This is a genomic window from Pseudomonas sp. AC355 (assembly GCF_979258205.1).
Genome location: NZ_OZ409843.1, coordinates 4,393,114 through 4,419,768, shown reverse-complemented (window position 1 = coordinate 4,419,768; position 26,655 = coordinate 4,393,114). Strand labels below are relative to the sequence as shown.

Genomic DNA, 26,655 nt, shown 5'->3' with positions numbered 1-26,655 from the left:
TCCTGCGATTGAAGCTGGAGCGTTGAGGTCGCTTGGTGGGTTACCGCGCGGAGGGAGGACGGACAGGCCCCGTATTGAAGCGTGCCTAACTCACCCTGCGGGATACGACGCTGCGGCTGGGTGTCAGGGCTATCGAGCGATCAATTGGAATCAGTCGAGCAGGTGGTCGATCTGTGCGCTCAGTGTTTCGAGGGTGAAGGGCTTGCTTAGCAGCGGCGCGGAGTCGAGCAGCGCGCTGCCGGTTTCGCGGACTTCGGCGGGGTGGCCGCTGATGAAGATCACCTTGAGCTCCGGACGCAGCAACAAGGCCGGTTCGGCGATGCGCACACCAGACACGCCGCCTGGCAGGCGGAAGTCGGTGATCAGCAAATCGAGGTGCGGCTTGGTGGCGAGGATAGCGAAGGCGTCGGTGGCGCAATCGGCTTTCAGCACGCTATAGCCCTCGCCCTGCAGGTATTCAGCCAGCAGCATGAGCAGGAGCGCATCGTCTTCAACGATCAGTACGGTTCGTGTGGGTTGCTTCATTGCCCTGCTCCTGGCTATTTTTCCTCCTCCGCTTCGACCTTGCCGGCGCAGTGAGTTCAACCTATATCTGCGCGCTTGGCCTGCGGCAACCACACGCGGAATAGCGAGCCCTGCCCTAGACTGCTTTGCACCTCGATACGCCCGCCATGCGCCTTGACGATCTGATCCGAGATGAACAGCCCCAGGCCTAGGCCCGCTACCGACTCGCTACTCACCGCGCGCTCGAACTGCTGGAAGATGCGCTGCTGGTTTTCCATGGAAATACCGATGCCGTGGTCGCGCACCTCGACCAGCACGCCGCCCTCGTCGGAGCGCGCGCGAACCTCAATGGGGCGCCCCGAGCCGTAGCGAAGGGCGTTGCTGAGCAGGTTGCTGATCACCTGCTCGATCCTGAACTGATCCCAACTGCCGCGCAGTAATTCATCGCTGTCGAGCTGCAGGTCGCAGCCTGCCACGGCCATCTGCTGGGCGAAGTTCTCGGCGACGTTGCGCACGGTTTGTGCCAGATCGAACTCCACCGGACGAATCGACAGCTTGCCAGTGCGAATGCGCGACACATCGAGCATGTCTTCGATCAGACGGATCAGGCTATGGATCTGTCGCTCGTCACGGTCGAACATGGCCTTGAGCTTGTCTTCGCTGAACGCCGTCATGTTGCCCTTGGCCATGTGCATCTTGCGCAGCTGGGTGTCGAGGATCAGGCCATTGAGCGGTGTGCGCAGCTCGTGGGAGACGATGGACATGAAGTCATCACGCATGCGCACCGCGTGCTGCAGCTCACTCTGGGTGGAGCGCAGCTCGGTGAGCAGCGCGTCCTGCTCTTTACGCGAGCGCTCCAGCGCATCGAGTTGCTGCGCCATGACCTTGCGCTGACGATAGAGATCAACGAACACCGCTACCTTGCTCTGCACCGCCTGGATATCCAACGGTTTGTAGAGGAAGTCGACGGCGCCGCTCTCGTAGCCCTTGAACGCGTAGTTCATTTCACGCCCGGCAGCACTGACGAAGACGATGGGGATGTGTTTGGTCTTTTCCGTGCCACGCATCAGTTCGGCCAGCTCGAAGCCGTTCATGCCGGGCATCTGTACATCGAGAATAGCCAGGGCAAACTCGTGTTCGAGCAACAGCACCAGCGCGTCGTCGGCGCATTGCGCCTGGAACACTTCACGATCATCGCGGCGAATCAGCGCATCCAGTGCCAGCAGATTTTCCGGTAGATCATCGACGATCAGTAGTTTGCATGCGGTGCTACTCAACATGGGCGTGAGTCCAGTTCGGCTAGCAATGCGAGAATGCCCCGCAAAGAAAGAATGTAATCAGGACGATGCAGTGCCAGCGCCGCTTCGGGCATCGTCGGAACCTGCGCCTCCAGTGGATCCTGCACCACGGTCACACCGCCCCGTTGTTTTATTGTGTTCAGGCCAATAGCGCCATCCTGATTGGCGCCGGTCAGCAGTATGCCTATCACGTTAGCGCCATAGGTATCGGCGGCCGACTCGAAGAGATAATCGATCGACGGCCGCGAATAGTGCAGTGGCTCATCGCGGCTGTAGGAAAACCGCCGATCCGATTCAATGCACAGATGGTAACCGGACGCCGAGAAGTACAGCGTTCCAGACTGCAACAGCTCTTTGTCTTGCGCCTCCTTCACCCGCAGCGCCAGGCGCCGAGCAAATAGATCAGGCAACAGGCTTTCACGGTTGTCGGGCAGGTGTAGCACCACCACCAGCGGCAACCCGTAGTCGGCAGGCAGCTCCTCGAACAGCGTCAACAGCGCCTCGACACCACCTGCCGAGGCACCGACGACCACCGCTTCCAGTTCACGCAGATTCGCGCTCATAGCTTGCGAAACACCCGTTCTTGCTTATTCAACGCCTCGAAGCGCCCGGCATACGCCGAGAAGTCCAGGCTCTCCTTACTGCCCAGGCCGAGAAATCCACGGTGGCCAAGAGACTCGTGGAACAACCCGAAAGCGCGATCCTGCAGAGCCTTATTAAAGTAGATCAGCACATTGCGACAGGAGATGAGCTGAGTCTCCGAGAATACGCTGTCAGTGGCCAGGCTATGGTCGGCGAACGTTACATTGGCACACAGAAAACGCTCGAACAGCGCGCCGTCGTAGGCCGCCGTGTAGTAATCGGAGAGCGAGCCCTTGCCGCCAGAGCGCTGATAGTTCTCGCTGTAGAGGCGCATGTTGTCGATAGGGAAGATGCCCTTCTTGGCCTTGTCCAGCGAGTACGGATTGATGTCCGTGGCATAGATGATCGAGCGCTCCAGCAGCCCTTCCTCGTGCAACAGAATGGCCAGGGAATACACCTCCTCACCGGTGCTGCAACCCGCCACCCACAGCTTGAGCGACGGATAGGTGCGCAAGAACGGCACCACCTCCTGGCGCAGGGCCAGATAGTAGGTGGGGTCGCGAAACATCTCGCTGACCGGGATGGTGAGAAACTGCAGCAGTTGCATGAAGGCCGCAGGGTCATGGATGATCCGCGCCTGCAAGGCAGAGATGCTTGAGCAGTCGAACTGGCGCATCGCGTGCACCATACGGCGCTTGAGCGACGAGCCGGAGTAGTCGCGAAAGTCGTAGCTGTACTGCAGGTAGATCGCCTCGATCAGCAGACGCAGCTCGATATCCTGCGTACGGTCGGACATGTCAGATGCGCTCCAGCTTCGGCAGCCACACGCGGATCAGCGAGAACAGGCGATCCAGATCGATCGGCTTGGCCAGGTAATCGTTGGCGCCAGCCTTCATGCACAGATCCTGATCATCCTTCATCGCTTTGGCGGTCACCGAGATTATCGGCAGTTTGCGCCAGCGCGGATTCTCGCGGATACGCCGAGTGGCTTCGTAGCCGTCCATCACCGGCATCATCACATCCATCAGCACCAGATCGATATCGCCCACCGCATCCAGCTTTTCAATGGCCTCAAGACCATTGCGCGCCACCTCGACCTGGGCGCCCTTTTGCTCGAGAGCGCTGGTGAGGGCGAAGATATTACGCACGTCATCATCGACCAACAGGATGCGTCGCCCCTCGAACACCTTGTCGCGGCTACGCGCGGTCTTGAGCATGCTCTGCCGCTCGCTGGACAGCTCCGACTCGACCATGTGCAGGAACAGGGTGACTTCATCGAGCAACCGTTCTGGGGAGCGCGCGCCCTTGATGATGATCGAGCGCGAGTACTTGAGCAGCTCGGCTTCCTCGGCGCGAGTCAGGTTGCGCCCGGTGTAAACGATCACCGGCGGGTAGGAGCGGATGTTCTCGCTGCCCATGCGCGCCAGCAGTTCGTCGCCCTGCATATCCGGCAATTTGAGGTCGATGATCATGCAATCGAAGATGTGATGGCGCAGTTGTTCCAGCGCCTGTTCACCGAACTCGACAGCGACAATCTCGATGTCGTCATCGCCGATCAACCGGGCGATGCTGTCGCGCTGCAGTTTATCGTCCTCGACCACTAGCACACGCTTCATCTTCTGCGTCAGGCGTGCTTCCAGCTTGCTGAATACGCCCTTGAGTTGGTCGCGCGTGGCAGGCTTCTGCGCATACCCCACAGCGCCCATATGCAGCGCGGCCTCGGCCATATCTTCAACGGAAATAACGTGCACCGGAATGTGCCGGGTACCTGGGTTTTCCTTGAGCCGCTGCAACACTGACAGGCCGGAGCTGTCCGGCAGGCGCATGTCCAGCAGGATGGCGTCAGGGTGATGGGTAGTGGCCAGGTTCAAACCGTCTTCGGCGCAATGGGCAACCAGACAGCGGTAATCCAGCTCATGGGCCAAGTCGTAAAGGATATGGGCGAACTGCGGTTCATCCTCGATCACCAGCACGCAACGGCCGCCAAGTACCGACATGCCGCGGTCGTCCGGGAACGTCGGGACAGTGTTTTCCACCACTACGTCCTTTACCGGCTCGGCCGGTCGCTGCACGAAACTACGGGCGACAGCGGCAGGCTCGGCTGGCAGCAGCTCGGCATCGCCTTCCTGCGGTGAATAACTCTGTGGCAGCACCAGGGTGAAGACACTGCCCTCATTCGGCACGCTGGTAACACTGATCGAACCGCCCAGCAACACGGCCAGATCGCGGGAGATCGACAGCCCCAGACCGGTACCACCAAAGCGTCGGTTGGTGGTGCCATCGGCCTGGCGGAAGGCCTCGAAAATGTACTCTTGCTGATCGCCACGAATGCCGATCCCGCTGTCGCGAACGGCGAACGACACGCCATCATCGACACGGCTGACGCTCAGGCTGACCGCGCCCTGCTCGGTGAACTTGATGGCATTGGAAAGCAGGTTCTTGAGGATTTGCTCGACGCGCAGGCGATCCGTGTACAGCGAGCGCGGCACGTCGTCGTCGACCTGCACGCTGAAGGCCAGTTGCTTCTCCCCAGCCAACGGCTGGAAGGTGCTCTCCAGGCTTTGCGCGAGGCGCACCACGTTGGCGTTTTCGGGGCGCAGGTCGAGCTTGCCGGCCTCGACCTTGGAGATGTCGAGGATGTCGTTGATCAGGTTGAGCAGGTCGTTACCCGCGGAGTAGATCGAGTCGGCGAACTTGACCTGTTCGGCGTCGAGATTGCCCTTGGGGTTGTCGGACAGCAGCTTGGCAAGAATCAGCGAACTGTTCAGCGGCGTGCGCAGCTCGTGGGACATGTTGGCGAGGAATTCAGACTTGTAGCGGCTGGCGCGCTGCAGCTCTTCGGCGCGCTCTTCCAGCTGGGCCTGGGCAACGCGCAGAGCGCTGTTGCGGTCATCCAGCGCGTCGCGCTGCGAGGACAACTGCTCGTTGGTCTGCTCCAGCTCCGCTTGCTGGGTTTCCAGGTGCGCCTGGGACTCCTTGAGCGCCCGCGACTGCTCTTCCAGCTCCTCGTTGGCGGTCTTCAGTTCTTCCTGCTGTACCTGCAGCTCTTCGTTGAGCTGCTGGGTTTCGGCGAGGATTTCCTGCAGGCGATGACGATAGCGGGCAGCTTCGACCGAAGCGCCGATGCTGGAGGCGATCTGCTTGAGGAACTCGCTGTCGCGCTCGCTCAGCGGGCGCAGGAAGCCCAGTTCAATCACGCCGTTGACTTCACCATCGTTGTCGATGGGCAGCAGCGCCACGGTCAGTGGCTCGCCATGGCCCAGCCCCGAACTGACCTTGAGGTAGTCGGCGGGCAACTGATCGAGGGTCAACAGGCGACGGCTCTGGGCCACTTGGCCAACCAGGCCTTCGGCGTTGTAGAACGACTGCTCGGTATTTTCCTGCTCGCGGGAAAACCCGTAGGACGCAACGCGGCGCAGGCCACCGTGCTCCTCGCGCACATAAAGCGCGCCCACCACCGCCCCGAGGTGGCTGGCCAGGAATTCCAGCATGTTGCGCCCCAGCACCGGCAATGCCAGTTGACCGATCAGCCGATCAGCCATTTCGGTCTGCCCATTGCGCAACCAGGCCTGCGCCTGCAGGCGCTCGTTGTGCTCATCCTGCTTCTTGAGGATGGCGCCATAGGTGTTGGTCAGGCTAAGCAGCTCGCGGCGTCCGAACAGCGCCAGCGAGCCGCTGAACAACAAGGTAAAAAGCAGAAACAGACCGATGGTGATGGTCGCCGTGCTGCTCGCCGCGTCGTTGCGTTCTTTGCGCAGACGTTGCTCGTGAGCGACGAAATCCGCGTACTCGCCGCGAATGGCGTCGGTCAGTTGCTTGCCACGACCATCGCGCACCGGGTCGATGAAATTGCCGCCTTCGCGCTTGGCAGTGATCGCAGCTTGCGCGAAGGTATTCCACTCATCCTGCAACGCGGTGATGGTGCGCAAACGATCGACCTGCACCGAGTTGTCCGCGACCAGCTCGGAGAGAATCTCCATCTCCGCCTTGATCCGCGGCTTGGCAACCTCGAACGGCTGCAGGAAGCGCACATCGCCGGAGAGCAAATAACCGCGAAACCCGGTTTCCTGATCGATCGACAGCTTCAGGCCTTCATTGGCGTTATTGAGCACCCGGTCGGTGTGCTGCACCCAGCCGAGCACATTGAGCAGGTAGCCGATCAGCACCACGAAGAAGATCGCGCTGACCACTCCCACGCCAAGCGGCAAGGCGACATTGCGCCTGAGAATGCGCTTGAAGCTGCTCTCATCGATAGAAGAGGTGTTGGTCATCGGAAATCCCTGGCCATGATTGAAAAATGCATGGAACTGCACGGTTATTCGGTAAACGGCGCGATGTTAATGCGCTAGCTGAACTTTATCCAACAGTCAGCGCTCGGTGGCACCGCGCGATTCGATAGTGCAACCTGATTCAGGGTTCGACTTATTTTTCAGCCGACACGAGATACAGCCCCACCACTCACCACGACCCTGCTGTACCTACGGTAATTTCAGCCCGACGGCACTCTCTCGGTGCAGATCAGGCACCTGATTCGTGCCATGCTAGGCGGCCTGCCGTGCCCCCCGCGGCGTCGAAACGCGATCGAACACCGGGCCAGTTGCTCCGCACCTCGATACGCTGTTTCACCACCCTTTATCGAGGTAACGCCGTGTCAGACCTAGCTCCCAACGCATCGCCTACCGGCCAGCGCATCCTGCTGGTGGAAGACTCCGATGTGGTGCGCATGCTCACTGTGGAGGTGCTCGAAGAACTCGACTACCAGGTGAGCGAGGCCGCAGAGGCGCAGCGGGCGCTGGAGATACTGCGTAGCGATGAGCCCATCGACCTGCTGATGACCGACATCGGCCTGCCCGGCATGAACGGCCAGGAACTGGCCGTCGCGGCACGCCAGCTGCGCCCGAACCTGAAAGTGCTGTTCGCCAGCGGCTATGCGGAAAGCGTCGAGATCGACAAGAGCGAGCCGGCCACCCGCACCGACATCATTGGCAAACCTTTTTCTCTCGATGCCCTGCGCGACAAGGTACAAGGCATGCTCAGCAACTGACAGTTGCGGCCTCGGATCGGCCAAACCGCGTACTGGCACTGGAATTGCGAGGCGGATGTGAGTAGGGTTCGCGTCTTTTTAAAATGCAGTCTGCGCTATCCCTGTTTTGCGGCGGGGCGACAAGCAACTGCGATGATGCGACACCCCCGTAACCGTAGCGGCAGCGGGCCAGCAGCACCCTTGGCGCCCCCTGGTGCCTATGCTAGGTTTGCAGCCCACAGCCCTGCCATACACGGATCTTATCCGCACAAGAATTAAGAGGACTGCTCGATGGCTGAGGCACCGCCTGCGCTGGAAATCCGCAATCTGCACAAACGCTATGGCGACCTCGACGTGCTCAAGGGCATTTCCCTGACGGCCCGCGACGGTGACGTGATTTCCATCCTCGGCTCGTCCGGCTCGGGCAAGTCGACCTTTCTGCGCTGCATCAACCTGCTGGAAAATCCCCATCAGGGCCAGATCATCGTGGCCGGCGAAGAACTCAAGCTGAAGAGCCAGAAGAATGGCGAACTGGTCGCCGCGGACAGCCGGCAGATCAATCGCCTGCGCAGCGAAATCGGCTTCGTGTTTCAGAACTTCAACCTGTGGCCGCACATGACCGTGCTGGACAACATCATCGAAGCGCCACGCCGCGTGCTCGGCAAGAGCAAGGCCGAAGCCACCGAAATCGCCGAAGCGCTACTGGCCAAGGTCGGCATCGCCGACAAACGCCACGCCTACCCCAATCAACTTTCCGGCGGCCAGCAGCAACGCGCGGCCATCGCTCGCACCCTGGCCATGCAGCCGAAGGTGATCCTGTTCGACGAACCGACTTCGGCACTCGACCCAGAAATGGTACAAGAAGTGCTTAATGTGATCCGCGCGCTCGCCGACGAAGGTCGCACCATGCTGTTGGTGACCCACGAGATGAACTTCGCCCGCCAGGTTTCCAGTGAAGTGGTTTTCCTGCATCAGGGTTTGGTGGAGGAACAGGGGTCGCCGCAACAGGTGTTCGACAACCCCGTATCGGCGCGCTGCAAACAATTCATGTCCAGCAATCGTTAAAACACGGAGCAATCACGCATGCATAGCTATAAAAAGATTCTGCTGGCAGCTGCCGCCACTCTGGCTTTCGGCACCAGTGCCGTCGCTGCCGACAAACTGAAGATCGGTACCGAAGGCGCCTACCCGCCCTTCAACCTCATCGACGCCAGCGGCCAGGTCGGCGGCTTCGACGTGGAAATCGCCCAGGCCCTTTGCGCCAAGATGAAGGCCGAGTGCGAAGTGGTCACCTCCGACTGGGACGGCATCATCCCGGCCCTGAACGCCAAGAAGTTCGACTTCCTGGTCGCGTCCATGTCGATCACCGAAGAGCGCCAGCAAGCAGTCGATTTCACCGACCCGTACTACACCAACAAACTGCAGTTCATCGCCCCGAAGAGCAGCGACTTCAAGAGCGATAAAGCCAGCCTGAAAGGCAAGGTGATCGGTGCCCAGCGCGCGACCATCGCCGGTACCTGGCTGGAAGACAACCTGGACGGTGTGGTCGACATCAAACTCTACGACACCCAGGAAAACGCCTACCTCGACCTGGCTTCCGGCCGCGTTGACGGCGTGTTGGCTGACACCTTCGTCAACTGGGAATGGCTGAAAAGCGATGCCGGCAAAAGCTTCGAATTCAAGGGTGACCCAGTATTCGACAATGACAAGATCGGCATCGCAGTACGTAAGGGCGATGCCCTGCGCGAGCGCCTGAACAAAGCACTGGCGGAAGTCGTTGCCGACGGCACCTACAAGAAGATCAACGACAAGTACTTCCCCTTCAGCATCTACTAAGCAGCCTGCCCGCGTCGCCAGTGGCGGCGCGGGCGCTTGAGTTTCCATGAATTTCGACCTTTCCGGATTCGGCCCGGCCCTGGCAGCCGGCACCCTGATGACCGTCCAGCTCGCGCTCAGCGCACTGTGCCTCGGTCTGGTGCTCGGCCTGCTCGGCGCGCTAGCCAAGACTTCTCCGTACAAGCCCCTGCAATGGCTTGGCGGCACTTACTCGACCATCGTGCGCGGCGTTCCCGAACTGCTGTGGGTGATGCTCATCTATTTCAGCACGGTGAACGTGCTGCGCGAACTGGGTGAAGCCCTCGGCGTCGGCAGCCTGGAACTGAGCCCGTTCGCCGCCGGCGTGATCGCGCTCGGCCTGTGCTTCGGCGCCTACTCCACCGAAGTATTCCGCGGCGCTCTGCTGGCCATCCCCAAGGGTCATCGTGAAGCCGGTCTAGCCCTGGGGCTCTCCAAGAGCCGCATCCTCTGGCGCCTGACAATGCCACAAATGTGGCGTGTCGCCATGCCCGGGCTGGGTAACCTGTTCATGATCCTGATGAAGGATACCGCGCTGGTGTCGGTCATCGGCCTGACGGAAATCATGCGCCAGTCGCAGATCGCCGTAACCTCCACCAAGCAAGCCATGACCTTCTACCTGGTCGCTGCCATCATCTACCTGAGCCTGACCATTATTTCCATGATCGGCCTGCACTTTCTCGAGAAGAGAGTTTCGCGCGGCTTCGTAAGGAGCACGCAATGAACTGGGAACTGATCCTCAAACATCTGCCGAAAATGGCCGAAGGTGCGCTGCTCACCCTCGAACTGCTCGCCGTTGCGGTAGTTGCCGGCCTGATCCTGGCATTGCCCATGGGCATCGCCCGTGCTTCGCGCCTCTGGTACGTGCGCGCCGTGCCCTACGGCTACATCTTCTTTTTCCGCGGCACGCCGATGTTGGTGCAACTGTTCCTGGTCTACTACGGCCTGGCGCAGTTCGAGGCTGTGCGCCAGGGCCCGCTGTGGCCCTACCTGCGCGACCCATACTGGTGCGCGGTGATCACCATGACGTTGCACACCACTGCTTATATCGCCGAGATCCTGCGTGGCGCGATCCAGGCCGTGCCACCGGGGGAGATCGAAGCCGCGCGCGCCCTTGGCATGTCGCGTGCTCAATCGATGTTGCATATCATCCTGCCTCGCGCCGCACGCATCGGCCTGCCGGCTTACAGCAACGAAGTGATCCTGATGCTAAAGGCCAGCGCACTGGCCAGTACCGTGACCCTGCTGGATTTGACCGGCATGGCGCGCACCCTGAACGCGCGCACCTATGTGAACATGGAGTTCTTCTTCACCGCCGCCGTGTTCTATCTGGTCATCACCTTCGTGCTGATCAACGCCTTCAAACTGCTGGAACGCTGGCTGCGCGTCGACGCCTGCCAGGGCCGCTGAAGTGTCGGGGCTAACGCCCCGGCGCTCTTCGCCATGACCCGCACCCAATCTCTCCAGCCACTCGGTGGCGATGCTCTGCTCCAGCGCTTCCAGGCGCTGGACGCATTTCTCTGCGCGCACCAGGCGCTATGGAAACCACGCCCCTTCACCCATCGGTTATTGCCCTGGGAGAACCGACACGCCGAGCTCGGCAACTGGCTACGCAGTCGCACGCTTGAACAGGCCGAAGCCGCCCACAATCAGCCAACAGCGCTGCAGACCGCCCCCGCGCCTTTTCCTGAGCTGGCTGCCCAGGCGGCACTGCTGAATGAAATTGGCGATCTGCCCCAGCGCGCGCCGCACAAGCTGCCGTCACGCTTCTCGGTGGATGTACCAGGCCGCAAGTGGCAGCAGATACGCGCCTTCAGCGACAGCCTGCAATTCAATCGCCCGCCGCAGCATTGGTTGGATTGGTGCGCAGGCAAAGGCCACCTGGGCCGCGTGCTCGCCCATGACGGCCAGGCGTTGACCTGCCTGGAGTACGACGCCGCCCTGGTCGCCAGCGGCAGCGACCTCAGCCAACGCCTGGGGATAACTGCACAGCACATCGAACACGATGTGCTCGCCAGCACGGCCAGCGAACGAGTCCTCGCCGCACACAGCCCCGTCGCCCTGCATGCCTGCGGCGACCTGCACGTGCGCCTGATGCACCTGGCCAGCGCGGCGGGCTGCCAGCAGTTGGCGATTGCCCCCTGCTGTTACAACCGCACCGCCGCGAGCAGTTACCAGGCGTTATCCACAGCGGCCCAGAACTCGACTCTCGACCTGTCGCTGGACGACCTGGCCCTGCCCATGAGCGAAACCGTCACCGCCGGCAACCGCGTGCGCCAACAACGCGATCAGTCCATGGCCTGGCGTCTGGCCTTCGACCTGCTGCAACGCGAATTGCGCGGCGTGGACGACTATCTGCCCACCCCATCACTGCCGCCCGCCTGGCTGAAGAAAAGCTTCGCCGCTTACTGCCGCGACCTGGCCGAACTGAAAGGGCTGCCGCAGCCTCACGACCGAGATTGGCAGCACCTCGAAGTAACCGGCTGGCAGCGCCTGGCCGAAGTGCGCAATCTGGAATTGCTGCGTGGCCTGTTCCGTCGCCCACTGGAGCTCTGGCTGGTACTCGACCGCGCGCTGTATCTGCAGGAACAGGGCTATGCCGTACGCCTCGGCCAGTTCTGCCCCGCGCACCTCACGCCCCGCAACCTCCTGCTGCTCGCCGAACGCGCCTGAGTTGCGCACACAATCTGTGGATAACTCTGTTCACAGATTCTGAGCAACAGCCGCCAAGCCCCCTCCAGTAAGGCCCAATCAAAGCTGATCACTTTTTGATCAGACAAAAAATCCATATAAAACAATCTCTTGTAAAATCGGTTTAACGCTGCGTAGGAAATCGCCAAACCGATCTACCCGCCCTGCATTTGTGCATAAGCCGCACCAGGGTGCCAAAAAAGAGCAGCAAAAACCTGCCGCAAGCGTCTTTACTCATGCAAACGAATGGATATAATGGCGGCCCTGAAATGCCGGTATAGCTCAGCTGGTAGAGCAACTGACTTGTAATCAGTAGGTCCCGGGTTCGACTCCTGGTGCCGGCACCATACAACACAAGGCCTCGCAGAAATGCGGGGCCTTGTCGTTTGTGGACACTGTCCACGCTGCATTGCGCAGCGCTGCAGTGTTCAAAAATCGTCCACCTCAGAGCAGTTCGCGCAGCCATCGCGTGGCTTCCTTCCGATTGAGCGCAATCGCCTCATCCGTTGCCTCTTGATCCTTGATCAGATAAACCCAAGCCCCAGTGTCGCAGTCATGGCTCTTCCCGCTCCGGGCGGTGACGGCAACGATGTGTACCGGATTCAAGCCAGCGGGTTGAGGTGCACCACCTCAGCCAGATGTCCCAGGCTGAAGTGGACGGGGGACGTCCCCTATTGCTGCCGCCATGGGCCTGGCCCTGACTCCTATCAACCCACCAGGGCACACGGCGACCCACACCGCTGACCGCAACGCCGAACCAGGGACGACTGAGCGCGCACGCATCGTGCTGGCATGTGAGAATCCCGTACCCGAACGGATGGAACCGAGAATGCAGCATGAAGAAAACAATCAGGGCAGTTGAGCTGTCCGATATCAGCGCGATCTTTAAGATTCGAACTAGCGTCCAAGAAAACCACCTGTCCCACGCCCAATTAACGGAAATGGGCATTACCCCTGAATCAATTGGGCAGGCGATATCAGAATCGCCGTGCGCCTGGATTGCGGAGGTCGATGGTGCCCCAGTGGGTTTCTCAATGGCCGATGCTGACGACGGCTGCGTATTTGCCGCCTTCGTGCTGCCTGACTTCGAAGGGCTTGGCCTGGGGCGTGCGCTGATGGAAAAAGCAGAGGCCTTCCTCTTCCAGACTCACCAAACGATATGGCTCGAAACCGCCGAGCAAAGTCGCGCGAGTGGGTTCTATCGCAACCTTGGTTGGCAGCCAGTGGAAATGTTGCCGGAGGGTGATATTCGTTTCGAAAAGCACCTCAGCCAATAGATCCACCAGATCATCGCCACAAAAAAACCGGCACCCGGCTGGGGTTTGTCTTTATTTGCTCTGACGTCTTGTCGCTGCAGCCTCTATCGCCCGCCGCGTGAAACCTTGCTCGCCATCGTCCAGTTGCCGGTAATACCGAATCAGTAGCCGCTCTGTCGGGAGATAGAGCAGGTAAATAGGGACAGATTTATTTTCTCGGCGTGTACCAATCGAAAATAAATAGATCTGTCCCATTTTCTGCTCTTAGGGTGTTCGCTATTCATTAACCTCGGGGTCAGCTCGGGATGCCTTAATATCAAGGTAGACATCGTGGTCTATTCCTGATTATCCTTACGCCAAAGTTGAATCAAAGTGCCATCAGCACCGCGAGTCTCATTTGACCTGCACTTATCTTTAAGTGACATGAACTGCACCTAAGCTTGTAGCTCCAAACGACCCATCAACACTGGGATCGGTGGTGGAGATCACTGAAAACAAGGAGAGTATTTTGCCAATTGATCTAAATCTGTATGTCGATGGTTGCGCTGATATCGAATCCTCGTGCTTGACAATACAAAAATTAAGATCAGGGCGGCGTACATTTTTGAAGCCAGACCACAATGGTAGAAAGCTTTCAAGATACATAGGCGGAAAATTACCTTATCACTATCGTTCTCCAGAAAAAATCGGTGAAGATTTCGGCGCAGAGCATGACGCGCTGGAAATGATATGGTCGCTGTTTGCACAAGCACCTACCACGCCAAAATTCCAAAACAGTCATTGTGGAGAAATATTATCATCTGTCTATCTAGAGGAAGTCCTCGGATATAGAAAGCTATACAGCAAGCTTACCCTGACATCATCTGAAAATACTAATGTTCATAAAATGGATGGTTTTTTTGTCAAAACAGATGGTACTGAATTTGAATATTTATTAGTAGAAGCCAAAAGCAGCATACTTCCAACTGAAAAAACCAAATTCGCAGGACATAGGCATGGCATTCTCAAGCAAATGGTTGAATCGATAGATGGATACGCCAAGGAAGATGAGCGATTTGATTTCGCAAAAATCAGAGATAATTTATCTGCCTCATTCTCCGCTAATGAAGCCCGCCAAATAAAGAGAGACTTGATTCCTCCTGAACCTATAAGATGCTCTTTTCTTGGGGTAGCTGTAGTCAATTCGTCGACAGTCCATAGTGCAGATGACGACTTTATTTTGAGTTCATCAATTTCATATCCATTTGAGTTTTCAGCAATAGTTGTAGATGATCTGGCTACGCTTGCTCGTGAGTCATATCATTATGGAAAGAGTGTCATGGATGTCATAGCGGAAGGCTAATACTATGTTTGAAGCAGATGAGCTCAGCCCTTGCATGGAAGCAGAATGGTTTGTTTCCGGTTACTCAGAACTCCAACGCAACATTTTGGATGAGAGACTAGGTAAATCTTACAACGATAGTGAACAAGTCCTAGCGAAACGTAATCTTTTACGATTCAGCCAAGCTGTTTTAGCAAGCGCCCCTGCTTGGATCGATTCCAAGTATGGGCTGGAGCAAAAACTGTGTATAACTGCTGGCGATATTGAGGCGGGATTTGGAATTCAATCAGCTCACAAGTCTGATTTCATATCGCAGGGAAAACATCTCCTAAAAGCTGCTTTACTATATGATCTAGCTGGACTGCCGGGCGCATCTGCAAAGGTCGCTAAGGATTCATCTTTCGATAATCGTGTGCAAGATTTTTTCTTACGACGTAGAGAAAGCTACTGGGGCAGCTTAAAAGCCGACTCTGATCAACCCAATATATTACAAGCAGAAATGGAAGTACCAGATGACATTAATGAGCTGGTACACAAAGCAATAGCAGAAGCACTTTTCCAAGAAGGTAAAAACCTTCAATTTAGAAAGGTAAACCCTGATCAAACCAACTCTATCTTCCGAGAATTTAGCAACCAAGCGGGTAGTTATCGACTGGATCTCGCCGGCGATGACTTCATCGCAATTTCCAAGGTACTAGATCAAAGGCGTAAGTATTCCAGCCTAGCAATCTTAGAAAATCATTCAAATCTAGAGCGACATCAAATCAATGCATTGGGTGTACCTCTTGAATTTTGGCCGGTTCAAAAACAGGCTATTGAAAAAGGACTTCTAGCAGAGAGTGTTATTAGCTACGGCCTAGCTGCACCGACTGGAACAGGCAAAACTTCGTTAGCTAAAGTACTGATTGCCTCTGCTATCAAGTCACATCCAGATAGAAAAGTTTTGTATATTTCCCCTAGTCGCGCCCTAGTTCATCAGGTTTCCAGAGATTTAACGGCCTCACTTAGCCGGCTAGGTATAAATGTCAGAGAGTTAGGAGCTCATCTGACAGTTCATGAGCAATTATCTACGCCTGACGAGTCAGATGCCCAGGTTCTGGTCTTTACCCCCGAAAGAGCCGACCTACTGCTTAGAGTAGATCACGAATTCGTGAAAAACATTGCTCTTGTCTTGGTAGATGAGGCACATCATATTGAGCAGGGCTCTAGGGGTATACTATTAGAGTTTTACTTGTGGCGGATTAGGCAGATAGTTCCTAAGGACGCAAGGATCATCCAGCTCTCAGCAGTAACCCCAAACATATCTGACTTAGTCTCCTGGCTTGACCTTGGTAAAAAATCATCATCCGTAAAGGTGGACTGGAGAACCAATCGTCTAAGACTGGGAAAATTTGAGTTTATATCTGGCGAAGGAGTTCTAAAATTCGAAGGTATTGATCCAACACCACTGACAATAACTGAGTCTGATGATCGTCTAACGAGGCTGGCTCTTTTAGCTATAAAACTCTCGACATCAGGAATTACCTTAGTCCTTTGTACAACGGTAAAGATGTGTGAAGATCTTTCTCAACGTATTTTTGAGATGAGATCTCAACTCGTCGGTGATAGTGAGCCTAGCACAGAGGAAGATCTCGAGAGATTAGATGCTAAAATCGAAAGAGAGCTGTACCCGGAGTCATCACTAAGAAATCATATTAGAAGAAAGGTAGCGTATCATCACGCTCAGCTTCCGCCAAGCGTGCGCATATCTCTTGAAGATATAATATCCGCAAAGAAAATCGATATTGTATGCGCTACTACAACCTTAGCCGAAGGTGTTAATTTCCCATTCGCAACCGTATTGGTAGAATCATTAGTTTCAAAGAACTACCAAATCACTCCTCGCTCTCTCTGGAACATCGCCGGGCGAGCTGGAAGATTTGGAGTTGACTCTGAAGGACACTGCATTCTTTTTGAGCCCACAAGTTATGAGCATAAGTTACAGGGATTCACGTTGCAAAACTATCTTGGAACTAGTTTAGATTCTATACCACCGGTTCAGTCAGCTTTAGGGGCTGCTTTAACCGAGCTTAAGGAAGCCATTAAATCGGATAAAATTCAAGAGTCGGATCTAGAAAGCATCAAGCTCGGAAGTATAAAAATCGATGGTAAAAATACAGCTCTCGCTAAAAGAATCCGCGGATTAGTAAACCTCGTCCGTGTGAGTTATACGCACGCTAGTGTTGCTGGACTTGTGAAATTAAATTCTGACGATGCCAATGAGATATCCAATAACATGCTGGCATCCAGCCAAATGAGTATGGACGTAAAAGAATTCTCTGAAAACTTTAGTCTACAACAAAAGAAAGTCCTAAAGACCGCGTTTGACTCTAACGCTGACCTGATGAATATTGCAGCCCGTATCGGCTGGTCACTTGAGGCCCAGGCTGAGCTTCACGAGTGGTTAATGTCTCTTGAAGACTGGCGTCTTGAGAAGTTTGGTCAGATAGTAGTTGGCGGCCATATTTACAAATTCGACGCTCTAAGTTACTTATTAGGCCCAGTTTCAAAATTCATGTCCGAATTTGAAGGAGAAAAACTTGGCGGAGTGACATCCTTTGTTTCTTGCATCTGGATCGAAGGCCAGCCATTAACATCAATACGAGACCGCCAAAAGAACAAGAACCTTGGCGAGCTAGTCCGCATGATTTATTCAAAAGTTCAATATTTACTGCCATGGGCGTTATATGGCGTAGCCGAATTATTATCCTACGAGGCAAAGCGCCGGAGAATAAAAATTCAAGGTGGTGTTCGAGACCTATCTGTTCTAGCTGCCGAAGGTGTTCCTAATTTTGATGCTTTACAACTAGTGATGGGACTTGGCCTAGAACGAGTGGACGCAACTAGAATTGCCGCAGCCTACAGTTCGAATAATGAGGGTAGGAGACGTACTACCGATATAGTAGGTTTCTTTAAGGGTTTAGAGGCAAAAGACCTCTTCCGAATCGTACGTGGTAACGATAGACGGCGTCTAGATCCGGACATCTACGGGATATGGCAGAAAGTGAACGGTAAAGCGTAGAAAAATAAAGGCAAGAAGTTTATGTGGCTTACTGTCCGCCTTTGCGCCCATACTATTTTTCTCCCGTTTAAATACAGCACAACTCGCAGAGTCAGTGAGTCATTCAAATATGGTTAGGCATAACTGAAAATCAGGTTGCGCCTACTCTAATTGGGCCAGTGACCGGGAAAAGGATATTTAAAGGGATAATCCGAGCAAAAAAATTAAATAAAATCTATAAAAATTATACAGATAAGAACCGCTCGACTCTTGGTGCCGCACCGCCCACAAAGTTTCCACGAAGCAGCCACCAGCACATTTGCCATGTGATGCGAGCGAGCGCGCTGCTACAGATCAGGGCTAAGGTTACGGATTGAAGAAAACCCTGGCGTTTACCTGGCAAGGGGGTATGTGGACATCTCAACCGCACAAAGCATCAAACTGGCCATCGTCTCGGCAACCGGGCTGTCGAAGGACGCACTGCATATTTATGTGGGCATGGCGGTGTATTTGGCGCTGATCGCATTCACACGACGACTCAGGCCATACATTGCCTGGCTGGGTGTTTTCATCATCGCCTGTGCTGGCGAGTGGGTGGACAGGCGAGACGATATCGAAAGCCTTGGATACTGGCGCTGGCAGGCCAGCATTCACGACATCATCAACACGCTGTTCTGGCCGACGGCGCTCACACTTTTTTGGCTTTTGAAGTGCAGCAGAAAAACAGCCGTACCCCCTCGCCTCGAATGACTCAAGGCGAGGTTCAGCCCAAGCGAGGCTTGATGTTTTAAATCGGCTCACACAGTGTTGAAACCTGAAGTTCTCGGTGAGGCTCCGCAGGCCCTCACCGAGCGCTTTGCGTCAGTTCGAGACCTGGCTGGAGAACTGGCTCACGGCAGCGACGACGCACTCCGCGTCCTTCTGGATATCCTGGATCACGGTGTCGGAGTCGTTGGCCAGGGTCAGTGCTTCATCGGCCAGTTCGCGGCTGCGGTTGATCACGTCGACAGCATTGGAGGCGAGCTCCTGGTTTTGCTGCACCACGCCGACGATTTCTTGGGTGGCTTTCGAAGTACGTGACGCGAGCTGGCGGACTTCATCTGCCACCACGGCGAAACCACGGCCTTGCTCACCTGCACGCGCAGCTTCTATCGCGGCATTGAGCGCCAGCAGGTTGGTCTGGTCGGCAATGCCGCTAATGGCTTTGACGATGGCTTCGATCATCTGGCCCTGCTGATCCAGCGCCTGAATACCCTGGGTGGCGTTCTCCATCGAGTTGGCCAGGCGGTGCAGCACTTCGACCGTATTACGGATAACCTCACGGCCCTTGCTGGCGCTGGTGTCCGTCTGCAGCGACGTGCTGTAGGCCAGGTTGGCGGCCTCGGCAACGGCTTTTTCCAGGTTCACCTGCTCGGTGATCACGGTGGCGAACTTCACCACCTTGTAGAGCTTGCCGTGAATATCAGTGATGGGGTTGTAGGAGGCCTCCAGCCAGACGTCTCGACCGCTGCTGTCGATGCGGCGGAAGCGGGCGACGACGAATTCACCGCGGCGCAAGCGCTCCCAGAACTGACGATAGCCCTCCGAGGCACTCTCCTCAGCAGTACAGAACATGCGGTGGTGCTTGCCGACAACCTGCGCCAGGTTGTAGCCCATGCCGCGCAGGAAGGAATCGTTGGCGGTGATGACCGTACCGTCCAGGCTGAATTCGATCACCGCCGTCGAGCGCAGCAGTGCCTTGACCAGGCTCTCGTTCTCCAGCGACGCCTCGATGGTGCGCGTCAGGTTGCTGGAGTGGATCACTATCTGCTTGGCGCCCGTCAGATGATCGCTCATGGGGATGACCACGGAACGCAGCCACACGTGCTGACCATCCTTGCCCAGCAAGCGCAAGGCGCCGTTGAAATGGCGGCGCTCCTTGATCGCGGAGAGCGCGCGCAACTGGTGCGGGTCACGAGCCAGTTCCGACGGCGATAGCTGGGTCAGGTACTGCCCCTCGACTTCCCCGGGCCGATAGCCGAGCTCACTCTGGAACAGGTCGTTGACACGTTCGATCCGACCATCACCGTTGAGCTGGATAATGATCATTTCCTTTTCGAGGTTCTCCCTTACCTCCTCCTGCATCGCTAAGCGAGCTTCCAGCTCACTGTTGATTTGTTTGAGGCGAGAGTTGAACACGACAAGGACTCCAGAATAGGTATGACTGCATCGGCCCGAGGATGAGAATCTTGAAATGAGACGGGACAGACCGCGGTTTCCGGGGGAGTTAATCGTCAGAGAAGCCACGATCTACGTGTTAACCGCGTTCTCTGCATCCAATCTGTTGTGGGCACCGAGAGCCCGTGAAGCGCCTGGAATTCAGCGGCCAGGGCAATGGCTGTGAATCTATTGATTCCTTACGCAACGAGCGATGCCTGGCGCAGCAATAAAAAAGGCCAGTCGCATGACTGGCCTTTTGCGTGTTGCTCCCGCGTCTTACTGCGCCGACGGTTGCTCTTGCAGCTCGTTCTCGTCGTAGTCTTCTTCGCCGATGCCGCCTTCGGGATAGGCTTCATCCGATTCGTCGTATTGCGACTGATCGTCACCACCCAGAGCACCGCCGCCCAGGCCATTAGCCTTGGACATGACGAACATGGCGAACTCTTCGACGGTCATGTCTTGGCCATTGAAGGTCACCTTGTCGTTGGCGTAGTGCAACGACGCTTGCAGGGTGTCGCCTTCCAGGGTCAGCAGGCCGGTACCGAGGGCCATACCGCTGCCCATTTCGGTGAACATGGCAGCTTGGTCTTCGATGGCCTTGGCGTCGGTTTGACCTTCGATCATGGCCTGAGCACGAACGCCATCACCGATGATCGCCTTGGCGATGGACAGTTTGGCATCCAGCTTGGCGATCATCTGCTTGGCGATCTCGTCTGGCGCCAGCTCGAACGATTCGGGCTTGCTCAGATCCAGTGCCATGCTCAGCGATGCTTCGCCGTTGGTGGTTTTGAGGCTGAATTTTTCCAGGGCAACTTGTGGCTTGGCGGCCAGCAGCTTTTCGATATCGGCCTTGAGGCGCGTTTCGTCCTCGGGCGACAACGCCAGATCCGGCGCATCCTCACCAAGAGCCTGAGTTTCCTGGATGGGCTTGAGTTTGTCGCGATACAGCTCGAGCAAGGATTGCACGGCAGCGGCATCGAAGTTCTTCAGCGACCAGAGCATGTGCATGCCGGCGAGGTCTTTGCCGTCGTAGCTGACCATGCCGATGTCATAGCCCATGCGCCCGCCCAGCACATTGCCGGCTTCCTGCAGGCTGCCGAACTGGGCGATGTCCTTGACCAGCACCGGGGGTTTGTCGCCGACCTTGATCTGCGCGGTGGCCAGTTTGAGGCTGCTATCACCGAGGTAGAAATCGCCGCTGCCGCGCTTCTGGTCGCTGTTCAGGGTCAGGCCCCGCAGCTCGACCTGAATAGGAGCGCCCTCACTGTCGGTCGCCGTGACGAGCAGGCTGTCCATGGCGCCGACTGCCTTGAATGCGACCGCATGCTTGCTGGCTTCCCCATCCAGGGTCAGGCCGGAGAACTTGACCGTGGAGGTCGGCGTCGGCGCGAAGTCCAGAGGCGTCAGTACCAGCGTGCCGCTGGTAGATCCGTCATAGCCCAGACTGCCCTGGCCGGTAAGCGGCGCAGCGCCCTTGGCGGCATCGAACCACTTCTGGGTGTATTCGTTGGCCTCCAGCGCATAGTTGCTGGCGGCCATGACCGGCCACAGATTAAGGCGCTTGAGGCGCGATGCGGGCAGCGGGCCGTGCTCGATGTTGTCCACCAGCAGAATTTCCAGGTGTCTGGGCACATCCTCTTGGGCGGGCGCGTCGAAGCTGAGGCGATAGTGAGCAGTACTGGTGAACAGGCGCGTTTCCAGCGATACCAATTCCAGCTTGGCACTAGCCCCGGTACCCAGCAGCGCGTCCTGGCCCTGCTGATTGGCTTCTGCAATGGCGCTTTGCAAAGCACTTGGCAATTGAGTTCCGGTGTACCACGCACCGGCTGTGCTGATCACGCCAACTGCGACCACTACGCCTACCGCTATTCCTGCAATTTTTTTCATCGTCTGCTCAATGCATGTCCATGATGTGAATGTTCAGCCTTCCTGGCAACAACCCCTTTGTGACGAGCGCGGCACTGCGAAAGGCGGCGGCGATGGTAGCACCATGGGGCTCGTTATACTGTGCGAGCGCTCTTGTTCAGGCGCGAAGAGATGCCCCGTTCAAACGGCGTTCCGCTCTCCGTTGCTCCACAACTGCTGCCTCCAATTGTTGTTCCAGTTGTTCTGGTGCAGACCGCTCGCCGATCCATCACGGGGAGCGTGCCGAGCAGACATTCTTGCCAGAAGCGCTGCGCCGATATCGATGCTCTGGGCGTAGTTATCACGATTGAAGTTAATGCCCAGGCTAAACCGCTCGGTATCAAAGACAGCAATCTGAGCATCAGCGAGGTCAATGGCCTGCTTTACCAATTCATCTGATTCATTCAGCGCCTTCACCAGGCGATCAGCTTGCTCATTGCTCAGCCCCTCGGCTGTCGTCAGAACGATTTTCCCACCAGCATTAACGCTGAAGCCAAAAGACGCATCCTTTAAATCCGGGTGGCCTTGGGCGATATTTTCCAGGACGCTCGTATAGGTCTGTTCAATCTGCTCAGACGCAGAACGCAGGTTCAGGTTCGCCGCTTCCAAGGCTTGCGCATGCCTTTCAAAGGCACTCCACCGTGAAGCCATCGTGTCGCCGGTTAGGCCTGCCATCAACGCGTTGTGCTCTTCTTCACTCAGCGCATTTGGATCGTTAATAGTCGCCCTTGCAGAGATGACTGGATCATTGGTGCGAGTGCTGCCAGTTCTTACCGACTCTGCGTACGCCTGATACTTGTCAAAAGCCTCTGTGCTGATCTGTACCGTATTGCTTGTTACCAGCGGATCGCTGAGCGAAGCGTTATCAATGCCCTCGTTGATATTCGCAGGTTGGCTCGTAGCGACCCGCCCAGCATGGTTTGCTTGTAGATCCGTTACGGTGTACGAGCCGACCCCAGGTATGGCGCTCATATCATGTGTCTCCTATTCATACCCCTGCCACTCAAGCGGCACAGTAACCTCTGTTAGCGCAGGCAAGGGCTTCACAGCGTATGCGTTACCACCGACATGATCTTTTGAATGCAAAGACGCTTTTGAGGTTTCCGATCCCCGTTTAACGGCGTCGCTAGCCAATTCTTTAACGGAACGAGGATCGCTGTTGTGCTGGGTTTTCGGCACCGGGATCCAGCGGCACATGTAGCGGCCAACTAATCGCGGCCATCGACGCTGAGCTTGAGGCGTTGCAATCCGCGTCGGCCATGACCGTGTCGCGGCGGGAACCTAAACGCACATCCTTTCGACGACGTTAAAGTTTCCAACTTTGGGTCGATAGCCTGTTGAACATATCAACCACCGCTGGAAAACAGGAATATCGTATGCGCCTTAGAAACCTCAATGTAGCTCCACGAGCATCCCTGTTTTTCGCTTTAATAATCGCGTTGGTTTTTGTGCTCGGCATATTCGCAATCGTGCAAATGGGCAAGCTGAGGGACGCCGAAAAAGACGTCGAGCTCAACTGGATGGCTAGCATCCGACAAACGGCGTTGATGAACAATGCGGCCCTTCGCCTGAGGCTCGAGACACAGCGGGGCCTTGCAGACCCCCAATCCATTCAAAAGAATATTGAAAGCTTCGCCGGCTACCGCAAGGCGTTCACCGATGCGGTGACGAATTATGAGCCCCTCATCGCAAGCGACAAAGAACGCTCGTTTTATACGCCGGTGAAAAACAGTGCTGATGCCTATTCCAAACAACTGGATCTTCTCGAACCGTTGATGAGGCAGGGTGACATAGCGGCGGCAGTCAATCTGGTGAGTACCAGCATCCGCCCCCTGACCAATAATATGGAGCAGCAGGTCAAGGACTTGACCCGTTTTAACGATGAAGGTGCAGCGCAGGCTGGGCAAACCGCGACCAATCTCTATAGCAATGGCCTTTGGCTTGTTATCGGCCTTATAACGGGCGTGGTCATCTTGACGTCTGGGTTGGCATTATTGCTGACGAAAAGTATTACCTCTCCGATTAATGATGCCCTGTCCGTCGCGGAGCGTATCGCGGCCAGCGACCTCTCCAAGGAGGTCTTGGTCAGCGGCACCGATGAAGCCGGGCGACTGTTGAAAGCGCTCGCGCAGATGCAGAAAAATCTGCGCACCACGATTATGCAGATCTCCGATTCGTCCACCCAACTGGCCTCTGCGTCAGAAGAGATGACAGCGGTCACTGAGGAGTCGAGTCGGGGCCTTGTCGCCCAGAATGACGAGGTCAATCAAGCTGCCACAGCGGTCACAGAAATGAGCGCGGCCGTTGATGAAGTCGCTCGTAACGCGGAGTCTGCTTCCGAAGAGTCAAAGCGCACCCAGGGCTATACCGAAGTAGGTTTGGCGCGAGTGGCTCAGACATTGAAGTCCATTCAAAAGCTGAACGGTAACGTTGAAAACACGAGCGAACAGATTCAAGGGTTGTCAGATCGTGCCCAGAGCATCACCAAAGTTGTCGAGGTGATTCGGGCGATTGCAGAACAGACCAATCTGTTGGCTCTGAACGCCGCTATCGAAGCCGCACGAGCTGGCGAGCAAGGTCGCGGGTTTGCGGTGGTTGCTGACGAAGTAAGGGCTTTGGCGCATCGCACTCAGGTGTCGACCCAGGAAATCGAGCAGATGATCGCGGCCATTCAGAACGACTCTGACCTGGCCGTGAAGGCGATGAACACGAGCAGAGACCTGGCGACCGAATCGCTTGGCGTCGCCCAGGAGGCCAGTACCTCACTGGATCAAATATCAACGGCTATCATTCAGATCAATGAACGTAACCTCCTGATCGCCACGGCCTCTGAAGAGCAGTCGCATGTTGCACGTGAGGTTGACCGCAACCTGGTCAGCATTCGCGAGCTGGCAACACAGAGTGCTGCGGGAGCCAGCCAGACGGCCAGTGCGTGTGGTGAAATGTCAAAACTGGCGGTCAACCTGAACCAGTTGGTTAACCGGTTCGTGGTGTGAAAAAGGGGCCGATTACTGAAAATCGGGGTACTCAAAAATGCGCTAGCTGTCGCATCACAAGGGTACCCAGAAAAATGTAATGGCCCCGAGCGCAATTGTGGATGTGCTGATGCAGCGCTTACCCACAAGCGCAATGAGGGCGAGGGTTACTGCCGCATCACTATATGGCTTACTGACCTGCGCAAGGTGTGTTCCCTGCAGCCTTACCAACATTCATACAAGGCAGGGCGTCATGCACAAGAAAGAACCGTGGCCACTGACGCTGTACTTTGACGGTGATTGCCCGCTCTGCACTCGGGAGATCAACCTGCTGCGCCGGCACGCCGCAGAAGATCGACTGTTGTTTGTCGACATCCGCAGGGAGGGGGTGACGGCCGAAACACTGGGCTTCTCGTTAGAGGCTATGCAGAACTTACTGCATGCCCGCTTCGCCGATGGCCGTTGGGTCACCGGGCTGGATGCTACCTTGTGGAGCTGGCGAGCCGCCGGTTTGGGCATTTGGGCAACGCCTCTGACATGGCGCCCACTGCGGCCGATCTTCACGATGGGCTATCGCCTGTTCTGCCGCTTGCGCCCCCATTTGGCATGGCTGCCTCACCCTGATGGCAGCCGTCGCTGTCACGACAATCACTGCACAATGCCGACGCCTGAAACCGCACCAGCCGAGCCGCCCGCGTTGAGACAAGGCAGACCGGGTAAAAAGTGAGCCCTGACCACTGGATCTGTCTGATCAACCAAGTGCCACTGCATTTACCTGGGCCGTCTGCAGGAGAGGCGACATGAGCAATCCCTTCAAGATGAGCTCGCTTGATGATGGCTACCGTGCCCTAGCAGGCCGTTGAAAAACGTTGGCGAGGCAGCCAGCGCAAGGCAAAAACAGGCGAAAAAGCGGAGTTTACGTGTTGTAAATGAGCATTTTGAGCCTGTTTTTAACGCCGCGATGGCCACGCAGGTAGTTTTTCAACAGCCTGCTAGTGATAGGTGCCAGCGGCTCACTGGGCTCGGCCTTTTGCGAGTTGCTCGGGGAGGATCCGCGCTGTGCGGGTGTTCGTGAGCTGGGGCGCCACAGTGATCCGCAACTGGATCTGGAAAAACCAGAAACCATCGCCCAGGCTGCAAGCGAATTAGCTACCGAAGCACCTTATGGGTTGATCCTGCATGCTGCCGGCCTGCTCCACCGGGGCGAGATCAAGCCTGAAAAAAGTTACGCGGCGATTGAAGAGGATGCCCTCCAGGCTGTATTTCAAGTCAATACGCTGGGGCCGGCTGTTGTGTTGCGCCACTTTCTACCATTGCTTACCCCCAACGGAGTGATGGCGATGCTATCGGCCAAGGTGGGCAGTATTGGCGACAACCGCCTGGGGGGCTGGTATGCCTATCGCGCCTCCAAGGCAGCACTCAATATGCTGATCAAAACGGCGGCGCTCGAACTGGCCAGAACCCGTCCTCAGACTCGTTTGCTCAGCCTGCATCCAGGCACCGTTATTTCCGGTTTGTCACAACCTTTCCGGGGCGCCTCTACGGCAAGGCCGTCAAGCGTGGCGGCGCATGAGCTGCTTTCATTGATTGACCGCCTGACGCCTGCTGACAGCGGCAATTTCTTTGCCTACAACGCAGAGCGCCTCCCTTGGTAAGTGCTCCCGTGCGATCTAGACTCTGGCCTTGAGCTGATCACCTCCCTGCATAACAGAGATACAAAAGAGTGGCTGCGCATCCGTTCATTTCCCCTGCCCTCCTTGAGAAAACGCCGTCGAAAATCTCTTGAACGCCTTTAGAAGCCTGATTGTCATAGCTTTTGAAAGGAGTTCCGTCAAAAAGCAATTAGCCTATTACAAGATATTGCTGCAGGGCGCCGCACCGAATGCGTGGTGCCCCTGATGGGGCCGTCGATGTGCCGAATTAATTAAACCTATTCCAGCGGCCATACATATCGACGCCCGTCCTGGATGTCCGTGCATCCGCATTCCGCCTTCGGGTGGATCCGTT

General features: G+C 56.4%; 20 protein-coding genes, 1 tRNA gene and 2 pseudogenes. 14 read left to right on the top strand and 9 right to left on the bottom strand.

Going from position 1 to position 26,655, the window contains the following annotated elements; all coding sequences use genetic code 11:
* Window positions 1-150: 150 nt before the first annotated feature.
* Genes ACZ0AI_RS20580 through ACZ0AI_RS20560 form a run of 5 tightly spaced genes read right to left on the bottom strand, consistent with a single transcriptional unit; the run spans window position 151 to window position 6,655 of the window.
* Window positions 151-525, bottom strand: a complete 375-nt coding sequence (locus ACZ0AI_RS20580) for a response regulator (RefSeq protein WP_463563457.1) — start codon at window positions 523-525, stop codon at window positions 151-153.
* Window positions 526-581: 56 nt separating this feature from the next.
* Complete coding sequence (locus ACZ0AI_RS20575; RefSeq protein WP_463563456.1) at window positions 582-1,784, bottom strand: hybrid sensor histidine kinase/response regulator; 1,203 nt, start codon at window positions 1,782-1,784, stop codon at window positions 582-584.
* Entirely contained in the window at window positions 1,778-2,365 is a 588-nt protein-coding gene (locus ACZ0AI_RS20570) for a chemotaxis protein CheB (protein WP_463563455.1), read from the bottom strand. The genes ACZ0AI_RS20575 and ACZ0AI_RS20570 overlap by 7 nt, the downstream gene beginning before the upstream one ends.
* The gene (locus ACZ0AI_RS20565) at window positions 2,362-3,180 is read right to left on the bottom strand and encodes a CheR family methyltransferase (RefSeq protein ID WP_463563454.1); all 819 of its coding nucleotides are present in this window, start codon (window positions 3,178-3,180) and stop codon (window positions 2,362-2,364) included. The genes ACZ0AI_RS20570 and ACZ0AI_RS20565 overlap by 4 nt, the downstream gene beginning before the upstream one ends.
* Before the next feature lies 1 nt (window position 3,181).
* Window positions 3,182-6,655: a response regulator gene (locus ACZ0AI_RS20560; RefSeq protein ID WP_463563453.1), complete on the bottom strand. Its 3,474-nt coding sequence runs from the start codon at window positions 6,653-6,655 to the stop codon at window positions 3,182-3,184.
* A gap of 377 nt (window positions 6,656-7,032) precedes the next feature.
* On the opposite strand from ACZ0AI_RS20560, the gene ACZ0AI_RS20555 reads away from it, so the two are divergent.
* From ACZ0AI_RS20555 to ACZ0AI_RS20505, 11 genes are all read left to right on the top strand, one after another.
* Window positions 7,033-7,428, top strand: a complete 396-nt coding sequence (locus ACZ0AI_RS20555; RefSeq protein WP_463563452.1) for a response regulator — start codon at window positions 7,033-7,035, stop codon at window positions 7,426-7,428.
* A 270-nt stretch (window positions 7,429-7,698) separates the two neighbouring features.
* On the top strand, window positions 7,699-8,472 hold the full coding sequence (locus ACZ0AI_RS20550) for an ABC transporter ATP-binding protein (RefSeq protein WP_463563451.1): 774 nt from the start codon (window positions 7,699-7,701) through the stop codon (window positions 8,470-8,472).
* Window positions 8,473-8,490: 18 nt separating this feature from the next.
* Window positions 8,491-9,243, top strand: coding sequence for an ABC transporter substrate-binding protein (locus tag ACZ0AI_RS20545; RefSeq protein ID WP_463563450.1), 753 nt, complete (start codon window positions 8,491-8,493; stop codon window positions 9,241-9,243).
* A 46-nt stretch (window positions 9,244-9,289) separates the two neighbouring features.
* The gene (locus tag ACZ0AI_RS20540) at window positions 9,290-9,985 is read left to right on the top strand and encodes an ABC transporter permease (protein ID WP_463563449.1); all 696 of its coding nucleotides are present in this window, start codon (window positions 9,290-9,292) and stop codon (window positions 9,983-9,985) included.
* Window positions 9,982-10,671, top strand: coding sequence for an ABC transporter permease (locus ACZ0AI_RS20535; protein WP_463563448.1), 690 nt, complete (start codon window positions 9,982-9,984; stop codon window positions 10,669-10,671). The genes ACZ0AI_RS20540 and ACZ0AI_RS20535 overlap by 4 nt, the downstream gene beginning before the upstream one ends.
* A gap of 33 nt (window positions 10,672-10,704) precedes the next feature.
* Window positions 10,705-11,934, top strand: coding sequence for a methyltransferase (locus ACZ0AI_RS20530; RefSeq protein WP_463563447.1), 1,230 nt, complete (start codon window positions 10,705-10,707; stop codon window positions 11,932-11,934).
* Window positions 11,935-12,223: 289 nt separating this feature from the next.
* A tRNA-Thr gene (locus ACZ0AI_RS20525) sits at window positions 12,224-12,299 on the top strand.
* A 489-nt stretch (window positions 12,300-12,788) separates the two neighbouring features.
* Window positions 12,789-13,229, top strand: coding sequence for a GNAT family N-acetyltransferase (locus tag ACZ0AI_RS20520; protein WP_463563446.1), 441 nt, complete (start codon window positions 12,789-12,791; stop codon window positions 13,227-13,229).
* Window positions 13,230-13,686: 457 nt separating this feature from the next.
* Window positions 13,687-14,550 (top strand): Hachiman antiphage defense system protein HamA, encoded by an 864-nt coding sequence (locus ACZ0AI_RS20515; protein WP_463566186.1) that lies wholly within the window; start codon window positions 13,687-13,689, stop codon window positions 14,548-14,550.
* A gap of 4 nt (window positions 14,551-14,554) precedes the next feature.
* Window positions 14,555-17,590 (top strand): DEAD/DEAH box helicase, encoded by a 3,036-nt coding sequence (locus tag ACZ0AI_RS20510; RefSeq protein WP_463563444.1) that lies wholly within the window; start codon window positions 14,555-14,557, stop codon window positions 17,588-17,590.
* A 390-nt stretch (window positions 17,591-17,980) separates the two neighbouring features.
* Window positions 17,981-18,319 carry a hypothetical protein gene (locus ACZ0AI_RS20505; RefSeq protein WP_463563443.1) on the top strand — a complete coding sequence of 113 codons (339 nt, stop codon included), beginning with the start codon at window positions 17,981-17,983 and terminating at the stop codon, window positions 18,317-18,319.
* Window positions 18,320-18,430: 111 nt separating this feature from the next.
* Here the strand turns inward: ACZ0AI_RS20505 and ACZ0AI_RS20500 are convergent.
* The 4 genes and pseudogenes from ACZ0AI_RS20500 to ACZ0AI_RS20485 form a co-directional block, all read right to left on the bottom strand.
* Window positions 18,431-18,856 (bottom strand): annotated as a pseudogene (locus ACZ0AI_RS20500) (methyl-accepting chemotaxis protein); the annotation flags it as partial.
* A gap of 114 nt (window positions 18,857-18,970) precedes the next feature.
* Window positions 18,971-19,657, bottom strand: a pseudogene (locus tag ACZ0AI_RS20495) (PAS domain-containing protein); the annotation flags it as partial.
* Between the two features lie 387 nt (window positions 19,658-20,044).
* Window positions 20,045-21,655 (bottom strand): YdgA family protein, encoded by a 1,611-nt coding sequence (locus tag ACZ0AI_RS20490; RefSeq protein ID WP_463563442.1) that lies wholly within the window; start codon window positions 21,653-21,655, stop codon window positions 20,045-20,047.
* 159 nt (window positions 21,656-21,814) lie between these two features.
* Window positions 21,815-22,645: a hypothetical protein gene (locus ACZ0AI_RS20485; RefSeq protein ID WP_463563441.1), complete on the bottom strand. Its 831-nt coding sequence runs from the start codon at window positions 22,643-22,645 to the stop codon at window positions 21,815-21,817.
* A 404-nt stretch (window positions 22,646-23,049) separates the two neighbouring features.
* Here ACZ0AI_RS20485 and ACZ0AI_RS20480 point away from each other — a divergent pair, with 404 nt between their 5' ends.
* From ACZ0AI_RS20480 to ACZ0AI_RS20470, 3 genes are all read left to right on the top strand, one after another.
* Entirely contained in the window at window positions 23,050-24,669 is a 1,620-nt protein-coding gene (locus tag ACZ0AI_RS20480) for a methyl-accepting chemotaxis protein (RefSeq protein WP_463563440.1), read from the top strand.
* Window positions 24,670-24,901: 232 nt separating this feature from the next.
* A complete protein-coding gene (locus ACZ0AI_RS20475; RefSeq protein WP_463563439.1) occupies window positions 24,902-25,375 on the top strand; it encodes a thiol-disulfide oxidoreductase DCC family protein in 474 nt (157 codons plus the stop codon).
* A 262-nt stretch (window positions 25,376-25,637) separates the two neighbouring features.
* Window positions 25,638-26,303, top strand: a complete 666-nt coding sequence (locus tag ACZ0AI_RS20470; protein ID WP_463565986.1) for an SDR family NAD(P)-dependent oxidoreductase — start codon at window positions 25,638-25,640, stop codon at window positions 26,301-26,303.
* The last annotated feature ends 352 nt before the right edge of the window (window positions 26,304-26,655 follow it).

Coding starts and splice junctions, on each gene's coding strand:
- ACZ0AI_RS20580 (WP_463563457.1), bottom strand. CDS start 525: ATGAAGCAACCCACACGAACCGTACTGATCGTTGAAGACGATGCGCTC.
- ACZ0AI_RS20575 (WP_463563456.1), bottom strand. CDS start 1,784: ATGTTGAGTAGCACCGCATGCAAACTACTGATCGTCGATGATCTACCG.
- ACZ0AI_RS20570 (WP_463563455.1), bottom strand. CDS start 2,365: ATGAGCGCGAATCTGCGTGAACTGGAAGCGGTGGTCGTCGGTGCCTCG.
- ACZ0AI_RS20565 (WP_463563454.1), bottom strand. CDS start 3,180: ATGTCCGACCGTACGCAGGATATCGAGCTGCGTCTGCTGATCGAGGCG.
- ACZ0AI_RS20560 (WP_463563453.1), bottom strand. CDS start 6,655: ATGACCAACACCTCTTCTATCGATGAGAGCAGCTTCAAGCGCATTCTC.
- ACZ0AI_RS20550 (WP_463563451.1), top strand. CDS start 7,699: ATGGCTGAGGCACCGCCTGCGCTGGAAATCCGCAATCTGCACAAACGC.
- ACZ0AI_RS20545 (WP_463563450.1), top strand. CDS start 8,491: ATGCATAGCTATAAAAAGATTCTGCTGGCAGCTGCCGCCACTCTGGCT.
- ACZ0AI_RS20540 (WP_463563449.1), top strand. CDS start 9,290: ATGAATTTCGACCTTTCCGGATTCGGCCCGGCCCTGGCAGCCGGCACC.
- ACZ0AI_RS20535 (WP_463563448.1), top strand. CDS start 9,982: ATGAACTGGGAACTGATCCTCAAACATCTGCCGAAAATGGCCGAAGGT.
- ACZ0AI_RS20530 (WP_463563447.1), top strand. CDS start 10,705: ATGACCCGCACCCAATCTCTCCAGCCACTCGGTGGCGATGCTCTGCTC.
- ACZ0AI_RS20520 (WP_463563446.1), top strand. CDS start 12,789: ATGAAGAAAACAATCAGGGCAGTTGAGCTGTCCGATATCAGCGCGATC.
- ACZ0AI_RS20510 (WP_463563444.1), top strand. CDS start 14,555: ATGTTTGAAGCAGATGAGCTCAGCCCTTGCATGGAAGCAGAATGGTTT.
- ACZ0AI_RS20490 (WP_463563442.1), bottom strand. CDS start 21,655: ATGAAAAAAATTGCAGGAATAGCGGTAGGCGTAGTGGTCGCAGTTGGC.
- ACZ0AI_RS20485 (WP_463563441.1), bottom strand. CDS start 22,645: ATGAGCGCCATACCTGGGGTCGGCTCGTACACCGTAACGGATCTACAA.
- ACZ0AI_RS20480 (WP_463563440.1), top strand. CDS start 23,050: ATGCGCCTTAGAAACCTCAATGTAGCTCCACGAGCATCCCTGTTTTTC.
- ACZ0AI_RS20475 (WP_463563439.1), top strand. CDS start 24,902: ATGCACAAGAAAGAACCGTGGCCACTGACGCTGTACTTTGACGGTGAT.